Annotated in this window: 12 protein-coding genes; 7 read left to right on the forward strand and 5 right to left on the reverse strand. The window is 70.9% G+C overall.

All coding sequences use genetic code 11. The annotated features are described in order from the left end of the window. Positions 1–4: 4 nt before the first annotated feature. Genes metG through ACXVUM_RS14350 form a run of 3 tightly spaced genes read right to left on the reverse strand, consistent with a single transcriptional unit; the run spans position 5 to position 3033 of the window. On the reverse strand, positions 5–1558 hold the full coding sequence (gene metG, locus ACXVUM_RS14340; RefSeq protein WP_458522447.1) for a methionine--tRNA ligase: 1554 nt from the start codon (positions 1556–1558) through the stop codon (positions 5–7). Positions 1559–1570: 12 nt separating this feature from the next. Continuing rightward, complete coding sequence (locus ACXVUM_RS14345) at positions 1571–2509, reverse strand: alpha/beta fold hydrolase (protein WP_458522448.1); 939 nt, start codon at positions 2507–2509, stop codon at positions 1571–1573. A gap of 53 nt (positions 2510–2562) precedes the next feature. After that, positions 2563–3033, reverse strand: a complete 471-nt coding sequence (locus ACXVUM_RS14350) for a GNAT family N-acetyltransferase (protein WP_458522449.1) — start codon at positions 3031–3033, stop codon at positions 2563–2565. 66 nt (positions 3034–3099) lie between these two features. Between ACXVUM_RS14350 and ACXVUM_RS14355 the strand changes: the two genes are divergently transcribed. From ACXVUM_RS14355 to ACXVUM_RS14385, 7 genes are all read left to right on the forward strand, one after another. Continuing rightward, complete coding sequence (locus ACXVUM_RS14355; RefSeq protein ID WP_458522450.1) at positions 3100–3945, forward strand: PhzF family phenazine biosynthesis protein; 846 nt, start codon at positions 3100–3102, stop codon at positions 3943–3945. Next, entirely contained in the window at positions 3942–4784 is an 843-nt protein-coding gene (locus ACXVUM_RS14360; protein ID WP_458522451.1) for a TatD family hydrolase, read from the forward strand. The genes ACXVUM_RS14355 and ACXVUM_RS14360 overlap by 4 nt, the downstream gene beginning before the upstream one ends. A 120-nt stretch (positions 4785–4904) precedes the next feature. Continuing rightward, complete coding sequence (locus ACXVUM_RS14365) at positions 4905–6026, forward strand: transglycosylase family protein (protein ID WP_458522452.1); 1122 nt, start codon at positions 4905–4907, stop codon at positions 6024–6026. Next, entirely contained in the window at positions 5986–6951 is a 966-nt protein-coding gene (gene rsmA / locus ACXVUM_RS14370) for a 16S rRNA (adenine(1518)-N(6)/adenine(1519)-N(6))-dimethyltransferase RsmA (protein WP_458522453.1), read from the forward strand. Before ACXVUM_RS14365 ends, rsmA begins: the two co-directional genes overlap by 41 nt. A gap of 1 nt (position 6952) precedes the next feature. Next, complete coding sequence (locus ACXVUM_RS14375) at positions 6953–7924, forward strand: 4-(cytidine 5'-diphospho)-2-C-methyl-D-erythritol kinase (RefSeq protein WP_458522454.1); 972 nt, start codon at positions 6953–6955, stop codon at positions 7922–7924. Further along, entirely contained in the window at positions 7921–9753 is a 1833-nt protein-coding gene (locus ACXVUM_RS14380) for an ABC-F family ATP-binding cassette domain-containing protein (protein WP_458522455.1), read from the forward strand. The genes ACXVUM_RS14375 and ACXVUM_RS14380 overlap by 4 nt, the downstream gene beginning before the upstream one ends. 14 nt (positions 9754–9767) lie before the next feature. Continuing rightward, the gene (locus tag ACXVUM_RS14385; RefSeq protein WP_458522456.1) at positions 9768–10787 is read left to right on the forward strand and encodes an enoyl-CoA hydratase/isomerase family protein; all 1020 of its coding nucleotides are present in this window, start codon (positions 9768–9770) and stop codon (positions 10785–10787) included. Here ACXVUM_RS14385 and ACXVUM_RS14390 read toward each other — a convergent pair. Beyond that, entirely contained in the window at positions 10776–11513 is a 738-nt protein-coding gene (locus tag ACXVUM_RS14390) for a hypothetical protein (protein ID WP_458522457.1), read from the reverse strand. The genes ACXVUM_RS14385 and ACXVUM_RS14390 overlap by 12 nt on opposite strands. Further along, positions 11497–13080, reverse strand: coding sequence for a peptide chain release factor 3 (locus ACXVUM_RS14395; RefSeq protein ID WP_458522458.1), 1584 nt, complete (start codon positions 13078–13080; stop codon positions 11497–11499). Before ACXVUM_RS14395 ends, ACXVUM_RS14390 begins: the two co-directional genes overlap by 17 nt. Between the last annotated feature and the right edge of the window lie 11 nt (positions 13081–13091).

Below are 13091 nucleotides of genomic sequence, written 5' to 3' on the forward strand. Positions count from 1 at the left end.
CTGGTCAGTCGCGGGTGTCGTCGTAGCGGGGGAACACCGGTGTCGGCGTCGGCAGCGCGGTGCCCGGGGTGAGGCGCTCGCCGACATCGGCGAACGTCCGCGCCCCCTCGTCGACGGACAGCAGGTCGAGGATTCTCGCGGTCGACGTCGGCATCACCGGCTGGGCGAGGACGGCGACGACCCGGACGACCTCGGCGCACACGTACAGCACGGTGCCGGCCCGAGCGAGATCGGTCTTGGCGAGCTTCCACGGTTCCTGCGCCGAGATGTACCGGTTCGTCTCACCGAGCACCTCCCACATCGCCTCCAGCGCCAGATGCAGTGCCTGCGCGTCGACCTCGCGTCGAACGCGCTCGAGCAGTCCGTCGGCCCGCGCGAGCAGTGCGGTGTCGTCGTCGGTGAACTCGCCGGGTTCGGGCACCGCACCGTCGAAGTTCTTGGCGATCATGGACAGTGAGCGCTGCGCCAGGTTGCCGAACTCGTTGGCGAGGTCGGCGTTGATGCGGGCCACGATCGCCTCGTGGGAGTACGAGCCGTCCTGGCCGAACGACACCTCGCGCAGCAGGAAGAACCGCAGCGGGTCCAGCCCGTACCTCTCGACGAGCGACGCGGGGTCGACGACGTTGCCGACCGACTTGCTCATCTTCTCGCCCTTGTTGAACAGGAAGCCGTGCGCGAAGACACGTTTGGGCAACTCGATGCCGGCGCTCATCAGGAAGGCGGGCCAGTAGACACAGTGGAACCGGACGATGTCCTTGCCGATGATGTGCAGATCGGCGGGCCAGAACCGTTCCAGCAGTGCGGGATCGGTGTCCGGGAATCCGACGCCGGTGAGGTAGTTGGTCAGGGCGTCCACCCAGACGTACATGACGTGACCGGGGTCGCCCGGGACGGGGACTCCCCAGTCGAAGGTGGTGCGCGAGATCGACAGGTCGCGGAGACCCCCGGCGACGAAGCTGGCGACCTCGTTGCGCCGCGTGGCCGGACCGATGAACTCGGGTGTGGACTCGTAGAGCGCCAGCAGCTTGTCGCCGTAGGCCGAGAGGCGGAAGAAGTAACTGGCCTCCTCGGTCCACTCCACCGGCGTGCCGGTCGCGGTGGCGACGCGGCTGCCGTCCTCGAGTGTCGTCAGCTCGTCCTCGGCGTAGTAGGCCTCGTCGCGCACCGAGTACCAGCCGCTGAACGTGTCGAGATAGATGTCGCCGGCGTCGTCCATCCGACGCCACAGTTCCTGACAGGCGGCTTCGTGGTCGGCGTCGGTGGTGCGGATGAAGCGGTCGAAGCTGCTGCCCAACGTCTCCTGCATCGTGCGGAACGCCGTCGCGTTGCGGTCGGCGAGGGCGCTCGTCGAGATCCCCTCCGCCGCAGCGGTCTGTTGCATCTTCTGACCGTGTTCGTCGGTGCCGGTGAGGAACCGGACGTCGAAGCCGTCGAGTCGCTTGAAGCGCGCGATGGTGTCGGTCGCCACGTACTCGTAGGCGTGACCGATGTGCGGCGCGCCGTTGGGGTACGCGATGGCGGTCGTGACATAGAACGGGGTCGCGCGGTCCTCAGCCATGGTGGGGACAGCTTAGACAGTCGCCGCCCGGGCGATGTTGTCGGTGATGGCGCCGATGATCTGCGGCCACAGCGGCTCGGGCAGGTCGTGTCCCATCCCGTCGAGCAGCAGCAGTCGCGAGTCGGGTACGGCGTGGGCGATCGCCTTGCCGCCCGACGGCCGCATCAGGCCGTCGCCCTTCCCGTGCACGACGACGGTGGGTGCGGTGATGGCACGGGCGTAGCGACGCAGGCTGCCGCTGCCCATCACCGCGGCCGTCTGGCGCAGGATGCCTGCGGGGTCGTGTGCGCGGTCGTGGAACGACGCGGCCAACTCCCACGCCTCGTCGTCGGACAGGGGGTACCCGGGGCTGCCGATGGTCTGCAGTGCCTTCGCCGACGCCGCGATGTAGTCCTCGCGCGAGGCGCCCTTGCCGGGTCCGCTGAGCAGTGCGAGGAGCTTCTCCGGCGCCGGCGGCGGCAGGAACATCTGCAGCGTCGAGGAGAAGATGATCGCGGCCGAGAGAGTGCGCTCGGGGTATCCGCCCGCGACGACCTGGGCGATCATCCCGCCCATCGACGCGCCGACGACGTGCGCGCGGTCGATGCCGAGGTGGTCGAGCAGTCCGATCGCGTCGGTCGCCATGTCGGGAACGGTGTACGGGACCCGGCTGCCGATGCCCAGCTCGGTGCGGATGAGCCGCGGCACCAGGCCACCGCGGACGCGGACACCGTCGAGGTGCGTCGAGAGCCCGATGTCGCGGTTGTCGAACCGGATGACGCGGAAACCCGCCTCGACGAGGGCGTCGCAGAACCCGACCGGCCACACGGTCAACTGCGCCGACAGTCCCATGATCAGCAGGATCGGCGGGTCCGAGGGATCACCGAGGTCCTCGTAGTAGATGTCGATCTCGTGGGTGGCGCCCTCGATCTCCGCGGTCCCCACCCGCGCCGTGCCGGTTCGCATCTGCATGCGATCGACGATAGTCAGCGGTCGCCGGCGCGGTCGGAACGGGCAGAGACGCGTCAGCCGGGCAGGTCGCGTGCCATGAAGATGCTGACCTCGTTCCAACCCTGCGGGTGGTACGGCTCGGTCACCGCGTAGCCGAGGCGTTCGTAGAGCGTGACCGCCTCGGGTTGGCGGTTGCCGGTCTCGAGCACCACCCGCGTTCGTCCCAGGTCCCGCGCACGGTTCTCCAGCGCCGTCATCAGCGCCTGCGCCACGCCTGCACGGCGGGCCGTGGCGTCGACGTAGAGCCGCTTCACCTCGACGGCGTCGGGGAGGTCGTCGTGGCGGACCAGCGCCACACATCCGCCGGGCCGCCCGTCGACGCGGGCCACGAAGTACTCGGCGTGGCTGACGAACGGGTCGGGGTGATAGTCGGGGTAGCGGGCGGTGAGTTCGGCGACGGCGCGACGCAGCAGCTCGGCGAGGTCGGCGTCGTCGTCGCCGACCCGCGTCACCCGCACCGCGTGCGACGGGTGTTCAGAGGACATCGATCCGGAACGGTACGCCGGGAAACCTCGTCGCCCGCGCGCGATGCCACCTGACACGATGGCCCGGTGAGTTCACCGACCACCCGCCCCTTCGCCCAGGTCGACGTCTTCGTGTCCGGCCCGCTGTCCGGGAACCCCGTCGCGGTCGTCCTCGACGCGACGGGCCTCGACGACGCCACCATGGCGGCGTTCGCCCGCTGGACGAACCTGTCGGAGACGACCTTCGTGCTGCCGCCCACGCAGGCGGGTGCCGACTACCGCTTGCGCATCTTCACCCCCGGCGGCGAACTCCCGTTCGCCGGACACCCGACGCTGGGGTCGGCGCACGCCTGGCTCGAGGCGGGCGGTGTCCCCGCCGGCGACGCGATAGTCCAGGAATGCGGCATCGGTCCGGTGACCATCCGCCGCGACGGCGCACGACTGGCGTTCGCCGCGCCGCCGCTGCGCCGGTCGGGGCCGGTCGACGAGTCGGTGCTCGCCACGATCCGCGACGCGCTCGGGCTGACGCCGTCCGACGTCGTGGCGAGCAACTGGGTCGACAACGGCCCGGGGTGGATCGGCCTCATGCTCACCTCCGCTCAGAAGGTCCTCGACGTCGATCCCGATTTCTCCGCTCTCGGTGATCACGAGGTCGGCCTGATCGGGGCACTTCGCGACGGCGATGCCCACGCCGACTACGAGGTCCGCGCCTTCGCGCCGGGCGACGGCGTTCCTGAGGACCCCGTGACCGGCAGCCTCAACGCGGGGTTCGCGGTGTGGTTGCGCGCGACGGGCGAGGTGCCGGCGTCCTACGTCGCCGCGCAGGGCACCGCCCTCGGACGGGCCGGGCGGGTGAGCGTCGTCGACGACGGCACCCACATCTGGGTGGGTGGCGCCTCGACGACCACGATCGCGGGCACGGTGACCCTGTGAGCAGACGCCGGCCACCGCCACCGGACCCCGAACCGCTCGCGCCGCTCGTCGACGCGCACACCCATCTGGCCGCGTGCGGCGGACGCGACGCCGCAGCCGTGGGTGCGATCCTCGACCATGCCGGCACCGTCGGGGTCGCTGGTGTCGTCACCGTCGCCGACGACATGGTCGACGCCCGCTGGGCGGTCGCCGCCGCGGAATGGGACGACAGGGTGTGGGCCGCGACCGCACTGCACCCCACCCACGCGGGCGATCTCACCGCGGAGACCGCCGACGAGCTCACGACCATGGCCCGCCATCCCCGGGTCGTCGCCGTCGGGGAGACCGGACTCGACTGGTACTGGCTCGAACGTTCCGACGACTGCGCCCCGGCGGCGCAGCAGGAGCACTCCTTCCGCTGGCACATCGCCCTGGCGAAGGAGGTCGACAAGCCGCTGATGATCCACAACCGCGACGCGGGCCGCGCGGTGTTGGACGTCCTCGCCGACGAGGGGGCGCCCGAGACGGTGATCATGCACTGCTTCTCCGAGGACGAGGCAATCGCGCGGGAGTGCGTGGAGCGGGGCTACCTGCTGTCCTTCTCGGGCACGGTGAGCTTCACCAACGCCGCGGCGCTCCAGGCCGCCGCCCGTGTGGTGCCGCCGGAGCTGCTGCTCGTGGAGACCGACGCCCCGTTCCTCACCCCGCACCCCTACCGTGGGCACCCGAATCAGTCGTATTGCCTGCCCTACACGGTGCGCGCGCTGGCCGAGGTCCGCGGCGACGACGCGGCCGATCTGGCCCGTCAGCTGACGTCCAACGCGGAGCGCGCCTACCGGGTGACGGTGCCCCGGATCTGAGGGATGACTTTGCGCCCGACGCGTGCCCTCGTTATATTCCTGTGATCGCAGCGATCCCAACCGGTGATCGGTGCTGCGTGGGGGATCCCGAGACCATGACCGCCGACCAGAAGTTGACGTGTGTCTTTCCTGAACAGAATCAATGAGTCCAACTCCGTGCGCGTGCGGATCGCCATCGCCGCGCTGCTGGCGACCCTCGTCGCCGGCGGCGTGCTCGGCATCATGCGCCACAAGACCGTGCGCATCGACGTCGACGGCAAGATCATGACCGTCTCGACCATGCGGTCCTCGGTGGAGGACGTGCTGGCCGACCAGGGTCTGCACCCGTCCGGCGGCGACCTGGTCCGCCCCGCCCCGTCGGCCGGCCTCGGCAACGGCGAGACCATCACGTTCCACCGCCTCAAGACCGTCGTCCTCAACGTCGACGGCACCCCGCGCGAGATCAAGACCAACGCGGTCACCGTCGAGCAGGCGTTGGCCCAGCAGGACCTCGGCGGCCCCACGGTCGACGTCGAGGCGTCGCGGACCGCCCCGCTGCCCGTCGACGGTGCGGAGGTGTCGGTGATCCTGCCGAAGCCCGTCACGGTGATCGACGCGAAGAAGGTGTCCACGCCGACCGTCGCGGCCAAGACCGTCGGCGAGCTGCTGGCCGACCTCGGTGCCCCCCTCGCCGGCGACGACATCGTGACCCCGGCCGCGGACACCCCCGTCACCCCGAACATGCGGATCGCCGTCACCCGTATCCGCACCGAGCAGGTCACCGCCACCGAGCCGCTGACCGCCCCGGACAAGGAGACGCCCGACCCGACGCTGGTCAAGGACAAGCGCGAGGTCACCACCCCCGGCAAGCCGGGCACGCAGGAGGTCACCTACTCGGTGACGACCGTGGACGGCAAGGAGACCAAGCGGGTCAAGCTGGGCGCCACGGAGCTCACCCAGCCGGTCGCCGCCGAGGTCAAGGTCGGGACGAAGCCCGGGGCGCCGTTCGTGCCCTACGGGTCGGTCTGGGATCGCCTCGTGCAGTGCGAGTCGACCGGCAACTGGGCCATCAACACCGGGAACGGCTTCTACGGCGGCGTGCAGTTCGACCAGAACACCTGGGACCGCTGGGGCGGCCAGGAGTACGCGCCGCGGGCCGACCTCGCCACCCGCGAGGAGCAGATCGCGATCGCGGAGAAGACGCTCGCGGCACAGGGCTGGGGTGCGTGGCCCTCCTGCTCGGCCAAGCTGGGTCTCCGGTGATCCTCGCCTCCGGCGGGGGCCTGCGCTGACCGACCCTGTTCGACCCACACCGGAACGCCCGTCGGGGGATCCGACACCCGGTCTCCTGGGTCCCGTACGTATCCGAGCGCTCGCCGAGGAACTCGGCGTCCGCCCGACCAAGTCGCTCGGGCAGAACTTCGTCCACGACGCCAACACCGTGCGGCGGATCGTCGCCGAGGCCGGCGTCACCGCCGACGATCATGCGCTCGAGGTCGGTCCCGGCCTGGGTTCGCTCACCCTCGCGCTGCTGGGTTCGGCGGGGCGCGTGACGGCGGTCGAGATCGACCCGGTCCTCGCCGAGGCGCTGCCACGGACGGTCACCGAGCTCGCGCCCGCGCAGGCGTCGTCGTTGACGGTCCTGCGCCGCGATGCCCTCGACGTCACCGCCGACGACCTGGGCGACGTGTCGGTGCTGGTCGCCAACCTGCCGTACAACGTGGCCGTCCCGGTGCTGCTGCACCTGATGGCGGAGTGCCCGGGTATCCGCACCGCGCTCGTGATGGTGCAACTGGAGGTCGCCGAGCGCCTCGCGGCCGGGCCGGGCAGCCGCACCTACGGGGTGCCCAGCGTGAAGGCCCGCTTCTTCGGAGACGTCCGCAGGGCCGGGACCGTCGGTGCCGGGGTGTTCTGGCCGGTGCCGAAGGTGGAGTCGGGCCTCGTGCGCATCGACCGTCGCGAGATGCCGTGGCCGACCGACGACGCGACACGCAGAACGGTGTTCGCCGCCGTCGACGCGGCGTTCGCCCAACGACGCAAGACGCTGCGGGCCGCGCTCGCGGGGTGGGCCGGTTCGCCCGCGGCCGCCGAGGAACGCCTGCGTGCCGCCGGGATCGACCCCACCCTGCGCGGCGAACGACTCGACGTGGCCGAGTTCGTCCGGCTCGCGCTCACTAGTGTGGGATGACGTGCTGTCCGTCGTCCCCTCGCCCGTCGTCGTCCGGGCGCCCGCGAAGATCAACCTGCACCTCGGTGTCGGTGACCTGCGCCCCGACGGCTACCACGAACTCCTCACCGTCTTCCAGGCCGTCTCGCTGACCGATCAGGTGCGGTTGAGCCCGGCCGACACCCGCACCATCACCGTCACCGGTCCCGGCGGCGTCGCCGACCGCGCTCTCGAGTCGGTGCCGCTCGACGTCGACAACCTCGCCTGGAAGGCCGTCGACGCCGTGCGCGAGCACGTCGGCGACGACGCGCACGGCGAGGTCGCCGTCGACATCACCAAGGGGATCCCCGTCGCCGGCGGGATGGCCGGCGGGAGCGCCGACGCCGCCGCCGTCCTCGTCGGGCTGAGCCGTCTGTGGCGCCTCGACCTCGACCGCGACGACCTCGCCTCCCTCGCGGCCGGGCTCGGCAGCGACGTCCCGTTCTCCGTGCAGGGCGGTACCGCGCTGGGCACCGGGCGTGGGGAGAGCCTCACTCGCGTGCTCTCCCGCGGGGCGTTCCACTGGGTGATCGCCGTCGCCGCCGGCGAACTGAGCACGCCCGCGGTCTACCGCGAACTCGACGACCTGCGCGCGGCGGAGCGATCGGAGCCGCTGCGGCGTGCCGGCGCGCCCGACGACGTGCTCACCGCTCTCGCCGCCGGGGATCCGCATCGTCTCGCCGAGGCCCTCGTCAACGATCTGCAGCCCGCGGCGCTGAGCATGATGCCCGCGTTGCGGCGGACATTGCGCGCCGGCGTGGAGGCCGGCGCGCTCGCCGGGATCGTGTCCGGGTCGGGGCCGACGTGCGTGTTCCTCTGCGCCGACGCCGACCACGCCGTGCGTGTCGCAGCGGAACTCTCCGGGGCAGGCGTCACCCGCGCCGTCCGTACGGCGTCGGGCCCGGTCGGCGGTGCCCGCGTCGTCGACGACGAGCCGACAGGAGTCGCCCGATGAGCAACCTGGTCAACGCCGAGAAGATCAGCAAGAGCTTCGGCATCACCCCGCTGCTGGAGTCGGTGAGCCTCGGGGTGCAGGAGAACCAGCGCATCGGGGTAGTCGGCCTGAACGGCGGCGGCAAGACGACCCTGCTGGAGATCCTCGCCGGCATCACCGAACCCGACTCGGGGCGGGTGTCGCGGCAGGGCGGCCTGCGGATGGCGGTGGTCACCCAGCGCGGCGAGTTGCCGCCGGGATCCACCGTCGGCGACATCGTCCTCGGCCCGCTCGGCGTCGCGACGCACGAGTGGGCGTCGGACGCCCGGATCCGATCGGTCCTCGCGGGGATCGGGATCGACCGGCTCAGCCCGCCCGAGGGCGGATCGTCGCCGCTGGACCGTCCGGTGACGTCGCTCTCCGGCGGGCAGCGCCGACGTGTGGCGCTCGCGGCGGCACTGGTACAGGACCTCGACCTGCTCATCCTCGACGAGCCGACCAACCACCTCGACGTCGAGGGCGTGCAGTGGCTCGCCGACCACGTGGTGAACCGTCGTGGCTCGCTCGTCGTCGTCACCCACGACCGGTGGTTCCTCGACACCGTCGCGACCCGGACGTGGGAGGTCGCGCACGGGTCCGTCGCCGAGTACGAGGGCGGGTACAACGACTGGATCTTCGCCCGCGCCGAACGCGCGCGACTGGCCGACGCCGCCGAGGAACGCCGCCGCAACCTCGCCCGCAAGGAGCTGGCCTGGCTGCGGCGCGGGCCGCCCGCCCGGACGTCCAAGCCGCGATACCGCGTCGAGGCGGCGGAGAAGCTCATCGCCGACGTCCCGCCACCGCGGGACTCGGTGGCGTTGTCGTCGTTCGCCAAGCGTCGGCTCGGCCGGGTCGTCGTCGAACTCGAGGACGCCCGACTGACGACACCGGACGGACAGGTCCTCGTCGACGGGCTCACCTGGCGTCTCGCGCCCGGTGAGCGCATCGGCCTCGTCGGGATCAACGGCTCGGGCAAGACGACGCTGCTGCGTGCGCTCGGTGGGGAGAGCTCCGTCGCCCCCGGCCGCCGCATCGAGGGTGCGACCGTCTCGATCGGGTGGCTGCGACAGGAGCTCGACGACCTGCCCACCGACATCCGTGTGCTGGAGGCGGTCGAGGAGATCGCCACGCGCATCGTCATCGGGGCCGGCACGTCGGCGGAGAAGGAGATCTCGGCGGGGCAGCTCGCCGAGCGTCTCGGGTTCTCACCCGCGCGGCAGCGGACGCCGGTCGGTGACCTCTCGGGCGGCGAGCGGCGTCGACTGCAGCTGACGCGTGTGCTCATGGGGCAGCCGAACGTGCTCCTGCTCGACGAGCCGACCAACGACCTCGACATCGACACGTTGCAGCAACTCGAGGACATCCTCGACGGCTGGGCCGGGACGATGGTCGTGATCAGTCACGACCGCTACCTCATCGAGCGGATCTGCGACAGCACCTGGGCGCTGTTCGGCGACGGCGGCCTCACCAACCTGCCCGGTGGCATCGAGCAGTACCTGCACCGACGGGCGGCGATGCACGCCGTCGAGTCGACGGGGGAGTCGACGGCCAGCCGCGCCGGTTCGACGGGCACGGGAGCCGGGCGCGCCGGGGACGCCGCCGCCGAACGTGAGGCGCAGAAGACGATGAAGCGGCTCGAACGGCAGATCGCCAGACTCGACGACCGGGAACGGGATCTGCACGCCCGGCTCGCCGAGGCCGCGACCGACGCCGACAAGGTCATCGCCCTCGACGCCGAACTGTCCGGTGTCGTCGCAGAGAAGGAATCGGCGGAGGCGCAGTGGTTGGAACTGGCCGAGGAGTGGGGCTGAGTAGGGTGACGGCCATGTCGTTCATCACCACCCACGTCGGCAACGGTGTCGGCGAGATCGTCCTCGACCGTCCCAAGGCCCTCAACGCACTCGATCAGTCGATGATCGACGACATGACCGACATCCTCCGTCGGTGGGCCGACGACGACGCGATCGAGACCGTGCTGGTGACGTCGTCGTCGGAGCGCGCGTTCTGCGCAGGCGGCGACATCCGTGCCATCCGCGACAACGCCCTCGCAGGCGACTCCGCGGCGATCACACGGTATTTCGGGTCGGAGTACGAGCTGGACCTGCTGGTCGCGGAGTATCCCAAGCCCTACGTGTCGATGATCGCCGGCGCCGCCATGGGCGGCGGTCTGGGCATCAGCGTCCACGGCGAGGTGCGCGTCGTCACCGACTCGACCATGATGGCGATGCCGGAGACGGCGATCGGCTTCTTCCCCGACGTGGGCGCCACCTACTTCCTCCCGCGACTGCCCGCCGGCGTCGGGATGTGGCTGGGGCTCACCGGCTCCCGCATCCACGGTGCCGACGCCGTGGCGGTCGGGATGGCGACACACTTCGTCCCCGCCGACGGGTTCGGCGCCGTCGCGGATCGGATCCGCAGCGGCACACCGCTGCCCGAGGTGTTCGCCGACGTGGCTGCGCCGCCGCGCGGCGAGTTGTCGCTCACCACCATCGCGAAGTACTTCGACGACACCTCGGTCGCCGGGATCGTCGGTGGACTGCACGGTGCTGTCGGGGACGAGTGGGCGCAGTCGATGGTGGCCGCTCTCGAGTCGGCGTCGCCGACCAGCCTGCTGGTCACCGCGGCCATGATCGAGGCGGGTGGGCGCTCCACGCTCGCCGAGTGCTTCGATCGCGAACTACATGCGGCAGAACGGATCTGCGCCACCCCCGATTTCGCCGAGGGTGTGCGCGCTGTCCTCGTCGACAAGGACAGGAACCCCGCGTTCCGTCCGCCGACGCTCGACGAGGTCGACGCCGACGAGATCGTCCGGATCGTCACCGGGGTGGGCGGGTCAGCCCTGTAGTCGGTACCACCCGGTGAGCGTCGCGCTCGGTACCGGGGTCGGGACCGCTGTCGGCGGCGGCGCGATGCCCGGATCCGGGGAGGGCTCCGGGGATCGGTCGCTCGGAGCGATGTCGTCGCTCGGTGCGAACGGGTTGGTCTCGTCGAGAACCGCACTGGGACAGGTGAAGACGCCCGCAGCGCGTGTCTCGCTGAGATCGGTCGTCTCGAGCGAGCACGTCGACGCCTGGTAGTGGCGGCCGTCGACGACGACCCCGACCTGTGCCGTGAGGCGCGGACGCGCGACCAGGTCGGTCAGCGGCATCTCGACGACGACACCGTCGGACCCGCTGTCGCGGAAGGTCAGCACCACACTGTCCACCGGCAACACCGGATCGGGCGGGCCCCGGTGCGGGTAGCGGAGGCAGACGACGTCGTCGGAAGGCCCCGACTCACCCGGGGTGCGATCGGGGGCCTGGGCGGCGGGCAGCCGGCGCACCGACACGACGACCTCACCGTCGGTGAGGCGCAACGGACCCTGGGGCCGCGTCACCGTCCCCCGAGACGGCGGGGTGTCGCAACGCCGGTCGTCGACCCGGCCGACCGTCGGCGTGGGGGCCGTCGTCGAACTGGCCTCGGACACACGGGGTCCGGCGTCCTGTGGGGTGGACGCACAGGCCGTCGCGAGCACCGCGCACGACGCCATCAGCGCGAACGGCGTCAGGCGGGTGTCAGTCCGCCGTCGCAACGAGCGGGTCCAGCGTCAGATCCGGGTGTTCCTTCTCGATGTACTGCAGCCGCCACTTGTCGCTGACCAGGGCGAGTCGGACGCCGTCGCTGCGGGTGAACACCTCGACGCCGCGTTGACGGTCGAGTTCGCCGGCACTGTCGTCGTCGGTGCGGCGTGCGAGGGAGAACCCGAGGAACTCCACCGAGGTGTCGACACCGAACTCGGCCTTCATCCGGGCGGTGACGACCTCGAACTGCATCGGCCCGACGGCCGCGAGGACCGGTGACGCGTCGCCGCGGAGGTCGTTGCGCAGCACCTGCACGACCCCCTCGGAGTCGAGCTGGTCCATGCCCTTGCGGAACTGCTTGTACTTGCCCGCGCTGTCGGCGCGCAGCACCGCGAAGTGCTCGGGCGCGAACGACGGGATCGGCGGGTACTGCACCGCCGGATCGGAGTAGAGGGTGTCGCCGGGGGCCAGTGTCATGGCGTTCACGAGGCCGACGACGTCGCCGGGGAATGCGGTGTCGACGGTCGAACGGTCGCGGCCGAAGACCGCCTGCGCGTACTTCGTCGCGAACGGTTTGCCGGTCTGTGCGTGGGTGACGACCATCCCGCGCTCGAACTCACCGGAGACGATGCGCATGAACGCCAACCGGTCCCGGTGCGACGCGTCCATCCCGGCCTGCACCTTGAACACGACTGCCGAGAACGGATCGGTCACCTCGCGGACGACGTCGTCGACGGACTCACGCCCGGCGGGCGGGGGAGCGAGCTCGACGAGGGCGTCGAGCAGTTGGCGCACACCGAAGTTCAGCATCGCCGAGGCGAAGATCATCGGCGAGGTCTCGCCGGCCAGGAACAGCTCCTGGTCGTGGTCCTGTCCCATCTCCGAGAGCAGGTCGGACTCCTCGACGGCCGCGGTCCACTCGTCGCTCTCGCGCGCGGCGGCGTCGTCGGCGGACATCAGTTCCTCGGGGGCGATGGTCGCGCCGCCCGCGGTGCGGGTGAACCGCACGTAGCCGCCGTCGCGTCGGTCGAGCAGGCCCCGGAAGTCGCCGGCGATGCCGACGGGGAAGTACAGCGGCGTCGGGGTCAGCCCGATGCGCTCGGCGATCTCGTCGATCAGCTCGAGGGGTGTGCGACCGGGCCGGTCCCACTTGTTGATCACCGTGATGACGGGGATCCCGCGGTGGCGGCAGACCTGGAACAGTTTGAGCGTCTGCGGCTCCAGCCCCTTCGCGGCGTCGATGAGCATCACCGCCGCGTCGACCGCGGTCAGCACACGGTAGGTGTCCTCGGAGAAGTCGGCGTGGCCGGGGGTGTCGACGAGGTTGATGACGGCGTCGCCGTAGGTGAACTGCAGCGCGGTGGAGCTGACGGAGATGCCGCGGGCCTTCTCCATCTCCATCCAGTCGGAGACGGTCGACTTGCGACCCGCCTTGCCGTGGATCGCGCCGGCCTCACCGATCACCTTCGCGTGCAACGCCAACGCCTCGGTCATCGTCGACTTGCCGGCGTCCGGGTGGGAGATGATCGCGAAGGTGCGACGACGTGCCACCTCACGTGCGATGGCTTCAGAACTCACCGTGACACTTT

This window comes from Williamsia sp. SKLECPSW1 (assembly GCF_054332755.1).